Origin of the sequence: Deinococcus arcticus (assembly GCF_003028415.1) — a bacterium.
Lineage (GTDB): Bacteria > Deinococcota > Deinococci > Deinococcales > Deinococcaceae > Deinococcus > Deinococcus arcticus.
In genome coordinates, this window is the sequence record NZ_PYSV01000003.1 from 78,337 (window position 1) to 94,553 (window position 16,217).

Genomic DNA, 16,217 nt, shown 5'->3' on the forward strand with positions numbered 1-16,217 from the left:
ACAGAACCGACGAAGGGGAAGCACAGGCCACGCGCCCACGCTTCCCCTTCCGCCGGTTTCCCAGCGGTCTAGGCCCCCGGCTTAGGTCTTCCGCTTCCCCCGCCACAGCTTCACCGCGCCCCAGGTGGACAACCCAGCGCCTACCGCTGCCCCCAGGGCCACCACACCAGTATGGGCGGGGTCAGTGCCGAACGAAGGTCCGTAGACCGTCCAGGCCAGGGCGTACAGCGCAAACAGCAATAGCCCCAGCGCGCACAGGCCCAGCAGAACGGCCAGCACGCGCCGCACGATTGCCCTTCGCCGGTCAAGGTTCACCGCATCCCGGCCCATAACACCCCCGCGCCGATCAGGGCCAGCACACCCGCCACGGCCAGCACCCAGCGCGCCCAGGGGACGCGGCGAAAGAGGAACGCCAGGACCAGCAGCGCGCAGGCCAGGGCGAAGACTTGCCACGGAAAGGCCGGGCCATACGACACGATCAGGTCAGCCCTTGAGGTGTAGCCGGTGGGCACGGTGGGCGCCCCGCTCACGGCCTGCCCCGCAGGAAGGCCCGGACGCGCCGCGCCGCCCGCACGATCACGCGCACGGGCCACGGCAGAGGTGGGCCGTGGAATGTGGGGCCAAGTCTCACGGCGGCCTCAGTCCCTCGCAGCTTCCTGCACACGGCTTACTTCCCCCCTTCGCCGGTCCTACGCCTGGGCCGCCTGGAGCGCAGCAACCATGTCCCGAAACCCAGCAACACCAGCAGCGCGAGGCCATACCCGAGGACAGGAAAAATTCCCAGGTAGTTCAGCAGGTCTGCACCTGGACTTCGTATGGACGCCCGCAGGTCTGAAAGCGCGCGCCACCCATCCCGCGCCAGCGTGAGACATACCAGACACAGCAGGGCCAGCACCGGCCAGCGAAGCGCCCCCATGCTGTCTTTCTCACTGCTCATGTTTTCCCTTCTTCGGACTGGGGAGTCCGCAACGCTGCCCGGGCCAGCACCCATGCACAGGGCAGGGATAGGGCGATTACCACCACGGCTGTCCAAAAGATAGGCCCCGTTCCGCTGCTCTCTATTGCCTGCCAAATGCCAAGAAGTGCCATAAGCACACACAAGGCGCAAAAAAGCCAGAGGAAAGCTGTCCACAGTCCCTTGTCGCTCCCTTTCTTCCAAATCACGAAGGCCAGGAGTATGAGGGCCGCCGCTAGCGCGGCCTGTTCGACCTTCTGCCCTATCAGGGCCCTAAACAGCAACGACACACCGAGGCTCGAAACAGCCCCCACCAAGAACCCTTTCACGTGTCCTTTTTTCCTTCACCGGACTTCCACAGAAGCGCGCCAATTAAGAACAGCACAGGGGGCACCAAGAGAAGGGGTGTTACTGACGTGTCTTGATCTTGCCATTGCTCCAGAACAGGCCACAGGAACGCGCCCAGGCAGCACAGAATCAGCCCTCCCCACCGCTTGCCGCTCACGTCTTCCCTTCGCCGTCCAGATCACCCACGGGCCTCATCCCACCATTCAGATAGAACCCTTTCGCTTCGCACCAATCCACCATGAGGTTTAGAAGCTCATCCGTCACGGCGTCCTGTTGCTCCTGGGTCAGTTCCTGCCAGTCTGAGCGGGTCAGCAGGAAGTCTAGAGCATAGCCTCGCACGGTCACGCTTTCCCCCCTTCGCCGAACTGCCCCGGTTCCACCGTCAGGCGCAGGTCTAGGGCTTCGAGGATGGCGGCCCACAGGTCAGGTATTTTTCCCCCCCTGCCGCCTGTGTTGTTTATGGCCCGGCTGATCTCTTCCGGTGTGCGTGATACAGCCCGGGCCAAATCAGCCCGCGTCATGCCCTTTTCTTCCAGGCGCGCACTTACAGCGGCGCGGATGTCTTCATTCATGTAGCCAACTTAGCACATTTGGACAGTTAGCCAAAGTTGACAGCATTAGCCAAAAAGGCTATTATCGTCTCAGCAGAAAGAGACGCCTCAACCGCCAAGTTTCCGCGTCCCTGACTGACTCCCCCGTTTCAAAGGAAGCACCATGAACGATAGCACCGCCCCCCGCGCCACTTCCCGCACGTGGGCGGCCACCGTGACTGACCGTGAATGCGGCGTGACTGTGGCCCGCACGGTCTACACCGTGACCCTGACCCGCACGCCCGCCGGGATTGAAGCCACCGTGAACGGCGAAGCGTGCGAAGTGGCCCGCGCCGTGGGCATCCTGCAGGCCGCCCACACCGTCACCCTGACCGCCGAAGTCCTGGCCCCCGCACCTATCGGCAAGCCCCGCGCGGCCAAACTGCACCGCCTCATGGCCCACGCAGGCGTCCCCAGTGGTGAGCATTACGGCTTCGCCGGGGCCGCGCTGGACCGCCCGGTGTACTCCCTGGCCGGACTGACCGAAGACGAAGCCCGGCAGGTCTGGGGCTTCCTGCGCGCCACCTTCCCCAGCGCCGCCCGCGCCGCCTGACCCATCCGGGGGGCCACACCCGGCCCCCCACCCCCAGCGCCGCCCGAAGCCCTGACCGCGTATCCCCTGCCCCCGGCGAAGAGAAGACGCCCCGCGCGCCCTCCCGCCCCGCTTCGGGCCCCCCACACCACTGCCCCCTACAAAGGACGTGCGCCCTATGGCCCGCCTCTTCCTGGCCCTGTACCTGGGCGCCCTGAGCGCCCTGCACGTGGCCCCCGCCCCCCACACCCCCACCCTGGCCGCCTGCACCGTGTTCGCGGGCTTCCTGGCCCTGGCCTTCGCCCTTCGCCGGTTGACCCTAAAGGACGTGACCCTGTGACCCACCCCGCCCCCCTCGAAGACCCGCGCACCCCGGCCCGGCTGGCCGCTAACTGCCGCGCCGCTGACCTCACTTCGTTTGAACGCCTCGAAGCCCTGCGGAATATTGCGCTGCGCCGGGCTGTGCTGGCCCGTGAACTGGCCCAGCTCGAAGCCCTGGAAGGCGCGCACCGCGCCGCGCTGGCCGGGGGCCGGGCATGACCCGCGCCGCCCCTGCGCCCCTGTGGGCCCCCTGTGAACTGTCCAGCAAGCCCCGCGCCGCGCTGCCGGTGCCTGCCCTGGACAGCGTGCTGTCCCCCGCCTGGGCCGCCCGGCTCATCCTGAAAGACGCGGCCCAAGATCATCTGCGCGATCTGGCCGGGCCCACCGTGGGCGCCTGGGCCGCGTACTGGCAGGGCGCGGGCCTGTCCCTGGCTGACCTGCACGAAGCCTGCGACATGCTCACCGGGGCCTGGATGAATGAGCGCGCCCAGCGGGCCCACACCCGCGCCCACCTGCGCCGCCTTGCCCAGCAGCACCGGGCCCCCGCCTAGGTGGAAGCCCGCGCCCCGCTGCGCGTGGCCTCCACGCTGGCCGCCCTGCCGGTCCTGGCCGCCTACCGGACGGGCAGCCCGGCGTGCCCGTGGCCGCACTTCACCGACACCGCCGGGCGCGTGCATACCCTCTTGCCCGGTCTGGACGTGGCCGCGCTGACCCTGCCGGACGGCGCGCGGGCCGTGCTGTACGTGGCCCAGGGGGGCGAAGCCTACACGCCCCAGGGTCAGGACCGGCAGGGCTTCGTGTGCCCCGCCCGCCTGTGGCCCCAGGTGGCCCGCGCCCTGGGCCTGACCGGCGAAGAGGAAACGGCGTGAAGCGGCGCAGGCCCCAGCCGGTGCGCCCGGCAGCGCCGCGCCCGCCCCGCCCTGTCTTTCCCTTCGCCGTGACCCTGCGCGCCTGCGCCCTGATCTTCGAGGGGGACGGCAGCCCGGCCCTGTACGTGTGTGCAGACGATCACGGCGGCGTGCCCCGCCTGTACCGTGTGCCTAACGGCGTGCGGGTCACGGTGAAGGCCCCCCACCCCCTGCCGGACAGCGCGCGGCGCGTCTTCCTGCCCCACGGCAGCGCCGCCACCTTCCAGGCCGCAGACGGGCGCGTGTCGGTCCTGTCCCTGCACACCGTCCGCCTGTGCCGGGAAGTCCTCGAAGCCCTGGAAGCGCACGCCCAGGCCGTGCGGACACGCGGCGAAGAGAAAGGCCAGGGGGCCGCGTGAAGCGTGCCCGCAGACGCCCCCACCGCCCCAGCCTCAGGCTGCACCCACACCAGCCGCCGTAGTGGCCGCCAGTGCGGGCAGGGTAGCCAGGATCCCACCGAAAGACCGGGTGAGGGCGTTCCCGCCCTGCCGCCCAGCCCGATCTGCCCCGTCCTGTATCCCTCGTTCCAGGTCACACAGGCTGCGTTCGCTCTGATCAGTACGCACGCGTACATCTATCCACGCGGTATCAACCTGCCCTTCAACGTCTGTCATATCTCACCTGCCTTCCCCAATGAAAATGGCGGCCACTGGCCGCCAAAAGCTGGACAAGAGATTCGATTAAAAAGGACTACCCATAGCAAGGATGACATTGGTTGCTGGCAGAATTCTATATGTCATTTCGCTACCCTTTCCTTCCGTAAAGGTATAGTGAGATTGTATAAAATTCCACCCACCCTTCAAACTGAGATCGTAATCCCGTGTCATTCCACCATAATTATCTTTACAAAAAGCCTTAGACTTTATTGTGCCCGACCTATCAGCATAAATGAAGCTATTGGGCCCAGAGTCAGGATATGCGGTATGTGAGTGAGGATTACTTCCATCTGGATTGAAAACAGTCAATGGAAATTCACCACTTTGCGCATTGCCAAGACCACTTATATCCATCGCCAAATGCTTCATCAAGAAGATCTTCATTTCAGGCGTGCTCAGCTCAATTGTACCGGTGCAATTTTCAGGCAAAGTAGTTGGAAAAGGCTTCAGAATTGGAGCAATCTTCTCTGGCGCGATTGGTGCAAGAGCAATGGTATAGTCATCTTTCACGACGCCAGTTGTCAAGACGGTTTTTTGATTCCAATCGCCAGAAAAGTCAATACCGTAAGCAGTGACCGTGCGTCCCTTCGCCGACGCATCTTGGTATCTCCCCAAGCCTCGGGACAACCGCACTGTCAGCACAGGCAGCGCAGCAGGTGCCGCAGGCGTGACCGTGACCGTCACAGCTTTTTCGGTGATGTTTCCAGCAGCATCTGCCGCCACAACTCGATATTGCACCGCCATGTCTGACGTGGGCTCAGCAAACGTTTCTTCCACTTCATAGGGCGCTGTTACGTCCTTGCTCATCAGCGTGTTGCCTTTATAGAAGGACACGCTGGTCACCGCGACGTTGTCTGAAGCCGTGGCTGTCAGTTTGACAGTTCCGCCGCCAGCCAGCGTGTTGGCGTTCGATGCGATCATCAGAGAAGGCGCCACCGTGTCAGCGGGCTCAGGGGTCTGTGGCGGATCACAGGCGGTGATAAGGGCAGCAGTTAATGCGAGGGCAGGAAGAAACAAACGGGGCACACTCATAACATACACACTCGTTTTTGCGTCAGCGTGACAAACCACCCCTCACCCCCCCAGCGCCGCAGCGCGTTTGATATCGACGTTCAGGCCCAGGTTCTGGACCCACTCCGATACCCGGCCAGCGCGCAGCGCGGTCATGTGCTCGCGCGCGGCCTGCTGCGGGATGCTGCTGCCCTCCCCTTCGCCCCTGAACTGAGGGGCCCACCCTTTCCAGCAGTTGCCACCCGAAAAAGCGCCCTAGGTCTTTCCTTCGCCGGAAGCCTGGGGCGCGTGCTGGGGGGCCCCCGTCCCCTTTGACCCGGCCCCCCACCCTTCCCCTGCAGGACGGGGCTTCTCTTTTCACCCCCCAGCTTCCCCACGTGAGGGGGCCCGCGTTTCAAACGCGACCGTCTGCCCCGGCCCTGCATCGCTTCTCTTCGCCGGTCTGGAATGTCTGAACTGTCCGGCCCCCACGCTTGGGCGAACTGCACGAAACGCACGGCCCCCACGCGCCCATGAATTGCCCCCCAGCAGGCCACCTGCATCCCCACGGGCACGGCTTCCCTGCCCCTGTGGCGCTTTCTGCGGGGGCACGCGCGCAGGCCAGGGGGGCGCTTCCCTTCACCCCGCGCGCAGGCCCTATAGGGCTTCCAGCAGCAAAAGCGAGCCTACGTTCTTGGGGGAACGTCGCTTTCTCTCATTACACCCTCTAGGAAAGTGTCGTCCGGCCTGCCCGAGTATTCGGCGTGGGTGTACATCATCAGGAGATGTATCTGACACGCGGCCTCCTCGATGGCATACATGATGCGGCCCTTCTGAGCTGCACCACGCGCATAGGGGAAGTTCAGGTATGCCTTCCAAAACTCCCAGCCCTCCAAGCTGTATACCATTCGTCGCGCCCCGGCCAACGTTCCGCCGGGCCAAGGCTCAGGCTCCATCTTCTCCAGACCGGCCATGGCTTGCCCCCGCATCTGGCGGGGGCTAACGGTTAACTCCTGCAAGACAGCCCCAAACAACTCGAGGGCTGCCTCTTTATCCCGCTTGGCAAGCCCTTTGAGGTATGCCTTGAGCGTACGCTCGAACTGCGGCCCTCGAATTAAGCTATACGAGGGACTTAAGCCAGTCATCAATTTCAGCGCGAGTTTGGATGGGAGGCGTAGGCTCAGCCTCCACTGCAGCAGATACAGCCTGTCGCATGTCTGCGCAGAATGCCTCGTGCTCGTCCTCAGACAGAGAAAGGACATCATCCATCAGCAGGGAAAGTGTGCGGGTGTAATCCACAAAATCCCCAAGCTGTCCCGTTTGTTGGAGCTGAAGCATCATCTTCATGGCGTGAGGGGTTGCTTTGAACATCTGCCACCGGGAAGGGCGAAATGTGGCGGCTCCAAGTGCCCAGTTGTAGATTTCTGCCTTCTGAACAGCAGGCATTTCTACCCAAGTTCGCCGAAGCGTAGCCCTAAGGAGCGTGGCTTTCGCGGACAGGGCGCGGTAGTTGACGCCCTCTACAGGCTTGCGCGCCTGCGGAAGTTGTCCTATCTCGCCTAATGTGACCGTCGCCATAACCATATCTTGCCTGTTCCCCCTTCCAGCATTCTTACCGGACGTTCCCGGACAATTTAGGGCATCTTAGGACAAGAGAGGGTGTCGCGTGCGCCGATTTGAGGAACGTGGAACCTCTACAGGGCTTCCAGCAGCAACCGGCGAAAAGAAGAGGCAAAGCGCCGCCCCATCACCTGCGCCGTGACACCCTGCCGGTCTTCGTTCCAGACCTGCGCCCAGGTCTGCCGGGCGGCGGCCACGTCTTCCGGCAACCCCCACCGCTTGCCCCGTGCGCCGTAGCCCAGGCAGGCCACCTGCCCGTGCGCCTGCAGGCTTCGCAGCGCCCGGCGCGTGCTGCCCACGCTGGCCCCGGCGTGAAGGGTCAGCGTGGGCGCGTCCAGCAGCCCACCGGCCAGCGCGGCCAGAATGCGGCGCTGCAGCCGTCCCGGTCCCCGGCTCATGCCCCCAGTGTGGCAGACCCCATGAAAGATGCACTGGCCAGCAGCAACAGCACACTTACGGCTTTCCCTTCGCCGGGCCGGTGGGGCGCAGGGTGGGTCTTACTCCAACAGGTCCAGGGCCATGAAGACAGTCTTTCCGTCCGGCTGATATTTCGTACGCTCGAAGCCCAGCCGCTCATAAAAAGGCACCCTGGGCGGCAAACTATCCAGCACCAAGAACCGCACGCCCATCAGCTCCGCGCCGCGCCGGGCAAGTTCCACTGCCGCCAGGACAAGCCATCGCCCGAGGCCCCGCCCCTGCGCCCGCTCGTCCACGGCAATCAGCTCCAGCAGCACTCCAGGGACATTGCGAGCGCTTAGGGCGTATCTCTCGCGGTCTATCGAATCTGATAACTCGAAAGACTCCGCACGTAGAGCGATAAACCCTAAACACGTTCCGTTCTCTTCCACGTAATACGCGCGAGAGCGCCCCTCTCGTATGGCGCTCAGCAATTCGCCACGTAGCGCGTCGTTCATGGAAGGCTCGCCACAGTCAAACGCCCCACAACGGTAGGTATGGGGCATAACAGTTAAGTTAAACGCTTCGTCAGGCAAAAGGCACTCGGTCAGGTTCTGGGCGAAGGTGTAGGGGCCGGTTTAATAACCAGCGTCTTTCCAAGCTCTCTTGCTGCCTGCAGGGTGGCTTTCCGTGCCGCTTCGTCTTCCGGGCTCCGCTTGCTTGGGTCAAGCAAGCGCTCTAGAACAGCGGTTTCAAAGACTAATCGCATGGCTCACACCCCTTTCTGGCCGGACGTTCCCGTAAGTAGCCGAGCCATGTTGACAGTTTAAGGCAACGGCATGACAGGTGTCTGAATCCCCCCCCTCGGGTGAACATTCGCGCAGCGCCCCCGATGGTGGGCGTTTGTCCACGCCAACAAAAGACGACATTTTGCGCCGCACAGCCCCGCCACTTGAAAGGACTTGGAAGCCTAAAAAGCCCGGCCCGGACAGCAACCCCGCCCCTGCAGGGCCAGCGCCATTAAAAGCCCAGACCGGCGAAGGAAGAGCCCACAGGTGGGCGCTATTTCCACCTGACAAAACCTGACATTCTGAAGAGACACGCCCAAGCTTAGGCCACGAAAGACGCCCACCTGTGCGGCATTTTCTCCGCATGGTGGGCGCTTGTTCCCCCTCAGAAAAGCTAAGGTGTTCGCATATTCTCTTCGCCCACTTCGAGGGCCAGCAGCTCCCCCACGCCCACCGGCTGCCCGGTCAGGGTATGCAGGATGCCCGCCACGGTTGCCAGGGTGCCCAGGTCAATGCGTGACGTGTCCCCACGGGCCAGCCGGTAGACCGTGCCGGGGTCGAGCGTGCCCTGGGCATAGCCGGACATGGCGACCTGATACACGCTCAGGCCCCGCGCTTCGCAGGCTTCCCGCACCGTCACGCGGGCCACGTAGGGCGCCGGGCCGGGCGTGCCGTAGCCCAGGTGCGTCATGGGGTGCCCGTTGCTGTAGTGGCCGCGCACGCCCACCGGCTGCCGCGTCATGCCCCGCCCCCCAGCACGCGGCACAGGGCCGCTTCAAAGCGCCACAGGGCCGCGCCCCAGCGGGCCAGCCGGTGAACGTCTGCACTCAGGGGCACGCGCACCGCTTCACCGTCACACCACGCGGCGCACGCCTCGAAGTAGGCGGCGAAGGAAGACGCCCGGCCTGCCGGTGGGGGCGTCATGGGCACACCGTCCGGCAGGTCTGGGCCGTCTGCCCAGGCCTGGGCCTCTTCTCTGGCCGGGTGGGCCACCTGGGGCAGCCCTTCGGGCAGGTGGGCACAGGCCACGCTCAGGCGGGCCAGCAGGCCGGGGGCTGCGCCGTGTTCTGTCACCTGCCCCGCGTCTTTCCAGGCCGCCCGGTCTGCCGCGCTCAGGCGGGACAGGGCCGCTTCGAGGTGCGCCCAGTTCTGCGCCCGCACCTCTTCCACTCTGGCCGCGTGGGCCCGTTCCAGCACGTCCAGGCGGGCCAGCTTGCCCCCCGCTTTTCTCTTCGCCGTCATGGTGTCCCCCTTCCTTCGCAGCGGTCAATGAGGGCCCGCAGCTCTTCGGTGCTCATGGCCTGCACCCGTGCCCGTGTCCTGGCTGCTTCCCCTTCGGGGTCCGGGTGCCCCTGAGCCAGTAGCAGCGCCGCGTGAAGTTCGTCTAGTTCCCGGTCACTCAGCCCGTCCAGATACGCCCGGCGGGCCGCCCAGACTTGCCGCATCCGCCCCGCGTGGGCCACTTCCAGAGCTTCGAGGCGCTTTCTCTTCGCCGTCACCCGTCCCCCTCACTGCACAGAAAGGCCCACAGGCTCAGGGCCCGCACGTCCCCCCGCAGGCTGTCCGGTGCTTCGAGTGCGGCCCGGTTCAGGGCGTCCGGCGTGACCTGGGCGCGCAGGTCTTCCGGCAGCGCGTCCCACAGGGCCACCGCCTGCCCCCGGCGCGCTTCCAGGCGGGCCACGCGGCCCCGCTTGCCCCCAGTCACGCCCGCCCCCTGGCCGCTTGCACTTCGCCGGGGGTCAGGGCCCGCGCAGGCAGGCGCACCACGTAGGCCGCGCCGGTCATCTGGGCCGGGTTGCCGTAGGCGTCCCGCAGGCCGTCCGGCCACACGATCACCACGCCGCGCAAGGCGGCCTGCCGGGCTTCCAGCTTCGCCAGCCGGGCCCGCGTCCCGGACTTCACGCGGCCCCCCGGCCCAGACGCGGGCCACCTGTGGGCAGGTCTTCGCCTTCGCCTTGCCCGGCTTCCAGGGCCGTTATGCGGGCTTCCAATTCGCCCACTTCCACGATGCGGGCATACGCCGCCGCGCCCTGTGAAATGGCGTGAACGGCCTTCAGGGCGTGCGCCGGGTCTGCCTCTTCCAGCAGCTCACCGGCCCGCGTCAGGGCCCGCCACAGCAGCGCGCGGGCGTCTTCGAGGGTGCCGGGCTGGCCGCGCCGCTTTGCGCGCTTCGCCGTCCGGGCCGCTCTGGGGTCAGGATTTGCCATGTGTCACCACCGGCCCCACGGGGGGCACGTATAGAACGGGGGGGGACTGTGCGCCCCCCAGGACTTCGAGGGCCGCCCGCACGCCGCTGCCGGTCAGCCGCCCGGCGCGCATCTGGCCGCGTTCGTGGGCTTCGAGGGCCCCCCGGCGCACCGCTGCCGGGCAAGGCTCAGACCGGCGAAGGAAAGACGCCCAGACGGCCCGCACGCTCAGGGGCGCCGCGTCTTCGCAGCGGGTCAGGGCCCAGGCCAGGGCGTAGGCGTGGCCGCTCAGGGCCTTCTCTTCGCCGCTCACTGCAGGCCCCCCAGGCCCAGGCGGGGCAGGTAAGCGCGGGCCGCACAGGTGCCAAACTCTGTGAGCCTGCCGCGTTCCATCATCCCCGCCGCTTCGGCCAGGGTCAGGCCCACCCGCTGCCGGTGGGGCTGGGGGGCGTGCTGGCCGGTCACGTCTTCGAGGGCCGCGCGCAGGGCCCCAGGGGGCAGCAGGACCGCGTAGGCGCTCAGCACCGCCCACTGCAAAGGGGACAGCGCCCCCCCACTCACGCGGCCCCCCGGTCAGGCTGGGGACGGGGCGCAGGCGGGCCCCAGGTCTTCAGACTGGCGTGTGACCGCCACCCGCGCCCTACCTCTTCGCCGGGCATCAGGTAGGCCCCGCAGCGCGTGGCCGGGTGCAGGGCGAAGGGGGGCGGCAGGGGCCACCATGCCACCGGGTCACAGGTGCAGGCCACCATGCCCGCCCCCCAGTCCGGGGCGCTCACAGCCCGCGCGCAACTGCCGCAGTGTCCGGGCTGCGCCGCCTAGGCCTGCAGGGCCAGCACACGGGCCGCGCGCCGGTTGTCGGGCAAAGCGACACCCTCACCCGGCGAAGGGGCAACGGGCCCAGCGGGCGGGGGCAGGTTGTCGCAATTTGTAACAACCTCACCCCCAGCGGCCAGGAAGGCCAGCACGGCCCCTTTCCTGGCCCGCAGCTCTTCCAGCAGCGGCGCAGGCGGGCGCTTGCCGCTCAGGGTCAGCGCGCCCCCTTCCCCGGCCCCCACCGTGGCCCCGCAGGCGGTCAGCCGGGCCAGCAGCCCGCCCACGTCTGCCCCCCTCACAGGGTCACCACGCCCGGCAGGTCTGCACCTTCGGGCAAGCCTTCCAGGTCTTCCAGGGTCAGCGCGCGAAGGGAGGGCGGCGAAGGGAAAGACGGGGCGTCCTTCTCTAGAGTCCCCAAAGTCCCCAAGTCCTCAGAGAAATAGTTTAAGTTGGGGACACAGACAGACGCCGTGCCTGACGTGCTTTCTTCGCCGTGTGTCCCCAAAGTCCCCAGAGTCCCCACAGATTCATAGGCCCCCTCTAGGGGAAGGCGCAGCATGACCAAGTGCCGCCGCTGGCCGTCCGGGGTCTTTCGCTTCGCCGTGGCCCGGACCCGGCCCCCGGCTTCCGCCTCGCACCGCATCAGGCCCGCCGGGTGCAGCCGGTCCCGCATGTTGCCCCACAGCTTCGCCGCGTCCGGCAGCACCGCCCCGGCCTGCCCCTGGACGGCCCGCTGCAGGGCTTCATGCAGGGCGTCCGGCAGAAAGGCCGCCCAGTCCTGGCCCCCTTCGTGCAGGTGGTAACCCACCATGACGGCCCCCGGCTTCGTGCTCCATGTTTCCTCTTCGCCGGTCTGCCCCGGCAACGTGCGCCGCTGCCAGCCGCACAGGGGCGCCGCGTCCGGGTCCGGCTGGCCGCCCCGGCGCAGGTCTTCGAGGGACACGCGCCCCTGGGCCAGCAGCCCGCCCAGCACGGCCAGCGCGCGGGCCACCGGGTCCGCGTCCTGTAAGTGCTGCGCCTGCCCCTGGGCCGTGTCCTGCAGGGCGGCTGTCACGCGGTCCCACAGCCCCAGGGCTTCGCCCTCTTCGGCGGCGCCCACCTTCACGGCGAAGGACAGAAAGACTTCCCAGCCGTAGGCCAGTTCTGCCGCCGCGTCCCCGGTGCGCCCGTGTGCGCCTTCGAACTGCGGGGCCAGGGCGCGCACCCGGGCCCGGTGGGCCACGCTGTCCACCCGCACGCCCCCGGCTTGGCCCGCCACGCCCTGCACGTAAGCGGCCAGGGCCAGGGCGTACACGCCTGCCCCGGCCTTCTCTTCGCCGGACAGGTAGGCTGCAGATTTGGCCCGGCTGTCAATCAGGGGCCGCGCCACGTCCACCACAACCAGGCGCGCCCGGTTGCTGTGCCCGCGCGGCAGGTCTTCGGCAGATGTGGCGATCAGGCCGCGCGGGTACAGGGCCGCCCGCGTGCGCCGGTCTGCCGTCAGCGTGCCGCGCCCCGCCCCGTCTGCCGCGCCTTGAATGACCCGGCTGGCCGCGCCGTCCAGCTTCGCCCGGTCCCCGGCGCTGCCCGAGGGCTTGAAATCGTCAATCACAAAGAGGGCGTCCTTCACCCGGAAGGCGTTGCTTTCGAGGGCATTTGCAGACGTGTTCCTGCCGGACGGCAGGAACTTCCGCCCCCAGCGCGCCCCGTAGTGGGCCATGACCAGACCCATGAAGGCGGTCTTATGCCGCCCCGTTTCGCCCACGGTCCACACCACGAAGTCGGCAGGCCCCAGGGGCGCGCGCCACACAGCCCCCAGCAGGGGCACCGCCACCGCGTCCGGGGCCAGGGCCAGCAGGTCAAGGGACGCCCGCACCGCCGCGCGCACCTCTTCGGGCGGGCGGGGCTGCCCGTCTTCCCGCCGGGTGGGGTCCGGCAGGGTGTAGGCGGCCAGCCTGCCGCCCAGTTCCACCGCCACGCCGTCCACGCCCCCAGCGGCCCCGATGACCGCGCCCGCAGACAGGTACAGCGGCCCGTGTTCCGGGTGCTCAATCCAGCCCGTGTGCTGGTAGACCGTGCGCTGGGGGTAGCCGCGTGCGTTGCTCAGGACTTGCACGGCGTCCCGCGCCTTGTCTTTCTTGCCCTGGCCTGCAGGCAGGCGCGCTTCACCGCCCCACTTCGCCACCGGCCACGCCATGCCGGAAAACTCCGCCGTGCTGACCGTGACCGTGGGCGGGTACAGGGGCGCGCCGTCTGGCCGGTGGCCCTCGATCTGGAAGACGCGCCGGGCGTCCCCGCTGCCGTCTTCCTCAATCACTTCCGCTGTGATGAAGGCGGCGAAGTCGGCCAGCACCTCAGCCTGTTCCCGGTCTTCCCCGCTGTCTTCGTCTTTCTTGACCGTCAGGGCGCACAGCTTCCCACCCCGGATGCCGTAGCCCCGGCGCTTCGTTTCCCACACGTCCCCGCCCCTGCCCGCGTCTTCGCCTTCGCCGTCTGCCTGGGGGGTGTGCCACGGCACCGCCTGGGCGGCCACGTCCAGCAGCTTCCCGCCCAGGAAGGCCGCGTGTAGGTCCGGGGCGCTGTGTTTGGGCGGCGTGCCCAGGGCGTCACAGGCGTCTGTGTCGGTGTCCACCCCGCCCCCGTCCCGGAAGACGGCGAAGGGGAAGGTAAAGCCGGTGGGGGTCTGCCCCAGTTGGAAGACCTGGGCCCCCTGCGCGGCCAGCAGATGCGCCCACTTCACGCGGGCCGCTTCGCCCGCTTTATCCGCGTCCGCGTACAGGTAGACCCGCGCGCCCGCCGGGATGTGGGCCACATGGGGGAGGGCCACGGCAGACGCCACGCCCTGCACTTCCCAGCTCTGGGCGTCTGGGCGGGCCGCCAGATGCCCGGCCCCCTGGGCAGCGGCCCCCAGCATCCGGGCGCAGGCCACCGCGTTCAGTTCCCCTTCCACGATCAGCACGCGCGGCCCGTCTTCCGCTTCGCCAGGGATGCGGGCCACGAAGGCGGGCGTGCTCTGGCCTGCCGTGACGTACACGTACCGCTGCGCGCCTGTGGCCGTCAGGTCTTCCGCGCTGCCGGGGTTCCGGGCTTTCACCGCCCAGGGCGTGCCGTCTGGGCCGGTCACCTCGAAGGCCACCGCGCCGGGCCGCACGTGCCCCGGTAGGGCGCGGCGCTTGCCGCCTTCCCCTTCGCCGGTCCAGCGGTAGGCCGTCAGCAGCCCCGCCCCCAGGGCCGGGCCCAGGCCGCGCCGGTTCAGTTCCAGGGCTTCGGGGCTGTCTTCGCCAGGTTGCAGCTTCACCCAGCCGCGCAGGGCGTGGCCCAGCTTGCCGCCGTCCACCGCCCGCAGCTTCGCCAGCTTGCCGCGTATCCTGTCCACCGCTGCCGCCGCCTTGCCCACCCTGGGGGCGGGGCGGGGCGTGTGGGGCTGGGGCCGGTCTTCATCCTGCAGGCCCGCCCAGTCAATCAGCAGCCGGGCCGCTTCGCCCTTCGGGATGCCTGCAGACGCCACGAAGGCCAGCGCGCCGCCCTCGAAGTCATCCGCCCCGAAGCGTTTAAAGACCGGCCCCGCGTCCCCGGCGCGGTAGGACAGGGACGGGTTGTCTTCCTCGCAGCCGGGGCGAAAGTCGCACGTCTCGCCGCCCGCTTCGCTGTGCAGGTGGGGGGGCGCTTTGCCCAGGTGGGCGGCGAAGCGGCGCAGGACTTCGCCGGGGGTCAGGCGCTCCAGGGCGCGCGTGAGGGCGCTCACTCGGCACCCCCAGCAGGGGCGCGGCGCGTGGCCTGCGGCTGGCCGTTAAGATGACCCCGAAGCCCCCCCGCTTCCCGCCCGGTCTGCTCACCGGGCGCTTTCATTGGCGCACCCGCAGCGATTCGCGCCAGTGCAGGAAGTCGCCCCAGCGCACGAAGTAGCGGGGCCGCTCACCGCGCCCGGCGTTGTAGGCCGGAAGCTGGCCGGAGTGTATGGCCGTGCGGATAAGGTCACGCGGCAGCCGTGAACGGGTCCACAGTTCAGCGGGCGTATACACCGCTTCGAGGTCATCCGGGCTGTGAAGCTGGGGCACGTCCTGGGGGCGTGCGGTGGCATGAAGGTCTACACCTTGCGTCATGTTGTCCCCTGCCCCTGACCGGGCCTCTTTCTTTCGCCGGTCAGGGGGCTATGTCTGAGGGCCGCGCCTTCCTGCAGGAAGGGGGCGCGCGTCAGGCAGGGCCGGGCCTACCGCTTACCGCTGGACTGTTCCAGCGGCCCGGCGATCAGGCCACAGGGGGAGCAGTGGGGCAGGTGGGGGGTCTGGGCCGCGCGTACAGGGGCCGGGGGGCACGGGGACGGCGCGAGACAGGTTTAACGCGCCGGGCAAGGTGGGCCCGGTAGGCGGCAGCTTCGAGGAAGCGCAGGGCGTGGGTAAGGTCTACTCGATTATTTAGCTCTAATCGAAGATACCTTGAAAAAAGATCAGGAAACAGACCTATAACAAGAAGCCATTGCTCCTTATTCATGTCAGTAAGTATAGTGCGCCCCGTGTTACAGCTCATCCCTATCGCTTGGTCAGGAAGCCTACTAAATCTTTCAAAATACTCCAGCGCCCTGAATGCCTCTTCTTTGAGATGCTCATCAGATCCTTCAGATAAGGCGATCTTTTCCGCGACTAAGTAACGGTAGTGGGCGGCCATATGTTTACGTCGCAAATAACGACCTTCTAAACGGCGATAGAATGGATAATTTTTTAGAAATCTGAACAGCTCCTGTATCTCGCGCCTTCTTACTCGCGCGCTCGTCTTCCACCTTACAGACGCCCGGACCTTGCCACGTGCTGCCCGCACGAAGGCCAGGAAGTGCGCCCGCGTGTTCAGCCGGGCCGCTTCCATGTCAAGCGGCGAAGGCGTGGGCGTTTCAGGAAGGCGGGCCAGCACGTCCCGCACAAAGTCCAGAAAGGGCCGCCTGCCGGTCTTCGCCTGTCCCCAGACGATCACCGGCCCGTTTTTCGCCTGGGCTTCCACATGGCCCGCTTCGCTCAGGGCATATTCGCCCCAGGTCACGCCTGACACCACCCGCGCCCACCGTGGGGGCGTAAAGGCGTTCAGGACGGGGGCCGGGCTCATGCCGTGAAGTTTACCCCATTCCGCGCGCGCCCGAATGAAGC

General features: G+C 67.4%; 27 protein-coding genes. 6 read left to right on the top strand and 21 right to left on the bottom strand.

The features are described from left to right. Positions 1-81: 81 nt before the first annotated feature. The 4 genes from C8263_RS04055 to C8263_RS18795 all read right to left on the bottom strand — a co-directional run bounded on the left by C8263_RS04055 (position 82) and on the right by C8263_RS18795 (position 1,875). A complete protein-coding gene (locus tag C8263_RS04055; protein WP_146160575.1) occupies positions 82-330 on the bottom strand; it encodes a hypothetical protein in 249 nt (82 codons plus the stop codon). After that, positions 312-530: a hypothetical protein gene (locus tag C8263_RS04060; protein WP_107136837.1), complete on the bottom strand. Its 219-nt coding sequence runs from the start codon at positions 528-530 to the stop codon at positions 312-314. The genes C8263_RS04055 and C8263_RS04060 overlap by 19 nt, the downstream gene beginning before the upstream one ends. A gap of 926 nt (positions 531-1,456) precedes the next feature. Continuing rightward, positions 1,457-1,648, bottom strand: coding sequence for a hypothetical protein (locus C8263_RS04075; RefSeq protein ID WP_107136840.1), 192 nt, complete (start codon positions 1,646-1,648; stop codon positions 1,457-1,459). Continuing rightward, a complete protein-coding gene (locus C8263_RS18795) occupies positions 1,645-1,875 on the bottom strand; it encodes a hypothetical protein (RefSeq protein ID WP_146160576.1) in 231 nt (76 codons plus the stop codon). The genes C8263_RS04075 and C8263_RS18795 overlap by 4 nt, the downstream gene beginning before the upstream one ends. 142 nt (positions 1,876-2,017) lie before the next feature. Between C8263_RS18795 and C8263_RS04080 the strand changes: the two genes are divergently transcribed. From C8263_RS04080 to C8263_RS04100, 6 genes are all read left to right on the top strand, one after another. Further along, positions 2,018-2,446, top strand: a complete 429-nt coding sequence (locus tag C8263_RS04080; protein ID WP_107136841.1) for a hypothetical protein — start codon at positions 2,018-2,020, stop codon at positions 2,444-2,446. 157 nt (positions 2,447-2,603) lie between these two features. Further along, positions 2,604-2,765 carry a hypothetical protein gene (locus tag C8263_RS19220; protein ID WP_158263738.1) on the top strand — a complete coding sequence of 54 codons (162 nt, stop codon included), beginning with the start codon at positions 2,604-2,606 and terminating at the stop codon, positions 2,763-2,765. After that, positions 2,762-2,965, top strand: a complete 204-nt coding sequence (locus tag C8263_RS04085) for a hypothetical protein (protein ID WP_107136842.1) — start codon at positions 2,762-2,764, stop codon at positions 2,963-2,965. The genes C8263_RS19220 and C8263_RS04085 overlap by 4 nt, the downstream gene beginning before the upstream one ends. Then, the gene (locus C8263_RS04090; protein WP_107136843.1) at positions 2,962-3,297 is read left to right on the top strand and encodes a hypothetical protein; all 336 of its coding nucleotides are present in this window, start codon (positions 2,962-2,964) and stop codon (positions 3,295-3,297) included. The genes C8263_RS04085 and C8263_RS04090 overlap by 4 nt, the downstream gene beginning before the upstream one ends. Beyond that, entirely contained in the window at positions 3,298-3,615 is a 318-nt protein-coding gene (locus tag C8263_RS04095; RefSeq protein WP_107136844.1) for a hypothetical protein, read from the top strand. Further along, a complete protein-coding gene (locus tag C8263_RS04100; protein WP_107136845.1) occupies positions 3,612-4,013 on the top strand; it encodes a hypothetical protein in 402 nt (133 codons plus the stop codon). Before C8263_RS04095 ends, C8263_RS04100 begins: the two co-directional genes overlap by 4 nt. A gap of 321 nt (positions 4,014-4,334) precedes the next feature. Here C8263_RS04100 and C8263_RS18800 read toward each other — a convergent pair whose 3' ends face one another. From C8263_RS18800 to C8263_RS18830, 17 genes are all read right to left on the bottom strand, one after another. After that, the gene (locus C8263_RS18800; protein ID WP_146160577.1) at positions 4,335-5,336 is read right to left on the bottom strand and encodes an Ig-like domain-containing protein; all 1,002 of its coding nucleotides are present in this window, start codon (positions 5,334-5,336) and stop codon (positions 4,335-4,337) included. 650 nt (positions 5,337-5,986) lie between these two features. Then, the gene (locus C8263_RS04105; protein ID WP_146160578.1) at positions 5,987-6,445 is read right to left on the bottom strand and encodes a hypothetical protein; all 459 of its coding nucleotides are present in this window, start codon (positions 6,443-6,445) and stop codon (positions 5,987-5,989) included. Continuing rightward, a complete protein-coding gene (locus C8263_RS18805; protein ID WP_146160579.1) occupies positions 6,420-6,878 on the bottom strand; it encodes a hypothetical protein in 459 nt (152 codons plus the stop codon). The genes C8263_RS04105 and C8263_RS18805 overlap by 26 nt, the downstream gene beginning before the upstream one ends. Before the next feature lie 116 nt (positions 6,879-6,994). Then, the gene (locus C8263_RS04110; RefSeq protein ID WP_107136847.1) at positions 6,995-7,318 is read right to left on the bottom strand and encodes a hypothetical protein; all 324 of its coding nucleotides are present in this window, start codon (positions 7,316-7,318) and stop codon (positions 6,995-6,997) included. Positions 7,319-7,417: 99 nt separating this feature from the next. After that, the gene (locus tag C8263_RS04115) at positions 7,418-7,834 is read right to left on the bottom strand and encodes a GNAT family N-acetyltransferase (protein ID WP_158263739.1); all 417 of its coding nucleotides are present in this window, start codon (positions 7,832-7,834) and stop codon (positions 7,418-7,420) included. Positions 7,835-8,498: 664 nt separating this feature from the next. After that, positions 8,499-8,846, bottom strand: coding sequence for a helix-turn-helix domain-containing protein (locus C8263_RS04120; protein WP_199188303.1), 348 nt, complete (start codon positions 8,844-8,846; stop codon positions 8,499-8,501). Then, positions 8,843-9,346, bottom strand: coding sequence for a hypothetical protein (locus C8263_RS04125; protein WP_107136849.1), 504 nt, complete (start codon positions 9,344-9,346; stop codon positions 8,843-8,845). Before C8263_RS04125 ends, C8263_RS04120 begins: the two co-directional genes overlap by 4 nt. After that, positions 9,343-9,603 carry a hypothetical protein gene (locus C8263_RS18810; RefSeq protein WP_146160580.1) on the bottom strand — a complete coding sequence of 87 codons (261 nt, stop codon included), beginning with the start codon at positions 9,601-9,603 and terminating at the stop codon, positions 9,343-9,345. The genes C8263_RS04125 and C8263_RS18810 overlap by 4 nt, the downstream gene beginning before the upstream one ends. Next, positions 9,600-9,809 carry a hypothetical protein gene (locus tag C8263_RS04130; protein WP_146160581.1) on the bottom strand — a complete coding sequence of 70 codons (210 nt, stop codon included), beginning with the start codon at positions 9,807-9,809 and terminating at the stop codon, positions 9,600-9,602. Before C8263_RS04130 ends, C8263_RS18810 begins: the two co-directional genes overlap by 4 nt. After that, positions 9,806-10,006 (bottom strand): hypothetical protein, encoded by a 201-nt coding sequence (locus tag C8263_RS18815; RefSeq protein WP_146160582.1) that lies wholly within the window; start codon positions 10,004-10,006, stop codon positions 9,806-9,808. The genes C8263_RS04130 and C8263_RS18815 overlap by 4 nt, the downstream gene beginning before the upstream one ends. Continuing rightward, positions 10,003-10,311, bottom strand: coding sequence for a hypothetical protein (locus tag C8263_RS18820; RefSeq protein ID WP_146160583.1), 309 nt, complete (start codon positions 10,309-10,311; stop codon positions 10,003-10,005). Before C8263_RS18820 ends, C8263_RS18815 begins: the two co-directional genes overlap by 4 nt. Continuing rightward, positions 10,298-10,603, bottom strand: coding sequence for a hypothetical protein (locus C8263_RS04140; protein WP_107136852.1), 306 nt, complete (start codon positions 10,601-10,603; stop codon positions 10,298-10,300). Before C8263_RS04140 ends, C8263_RS18820 begins: the two co-directional genes overlap by 14 nt. Beyond that, positions 10,600-10,851 (bottom strand): hypothetical protein, encoded by a 252-nt coding sequence (locus C8263_RS04145; protein ID WP_146160584.1) that lies wholly within the window; start codon positions 10,849-10,851, stop codon positions 10,600-10,602. The genes C8263_RS04140 and C8263_RS04145 overlap by 4 nt, the downstream gene beginning before the upstream one ends. 254 nt (positions 10,852-11,105) lie before the next feature. Next, the gene (locus tag C8263_RS04155; RefSeq protein WP_146160585.1) at positions 11,106-11,402 is read right to left on the bottom strand and encodes a hypothetical protein; all 297 of its coding nucleotides are present in this window, start codon (positions 11,400-11,402) and stop codon (positions 11,106-11,108) included. Then, complete coding sequence (locus tag C8263_RS19225) at positions 11,399-14,827, bottom strand: hypothetical protein (protein WP_107136856.1); 3,429 nt, start codon at positions 14,825-14,827, stop codon at positions 11,399-11,401. Before C8263_RS19225 ends, C8263_RS04155 begins: the two co-directional genes overlap by 4 nt. A gap of 100 nt (positions 14,828-14,927) precedes the next feature. Continuing rightward, a complete protein-coding gene (locus C8263_RS04165) occupies positions 14,928-15,185 on the bottom strand; it encodes a hypothetical protein (protein ID WP_107136857.1) in 258 nt (85 codons plus the stop codon). 145 nt (positions 15,186-15,330) lie between these two features. Continuing rightward, positions 15,331-16,113, bottom strand: a complete 783-nt coding sequence (locus C8263_RS18830) for a hypothetical protein (protein WP_146160586.1) — start codon at positions 16,111-16,113, stop codon at positions 15,331-15,333. Between the last annotated feature and the right edge of the window lie 104 nt (positions 16,114-16,217).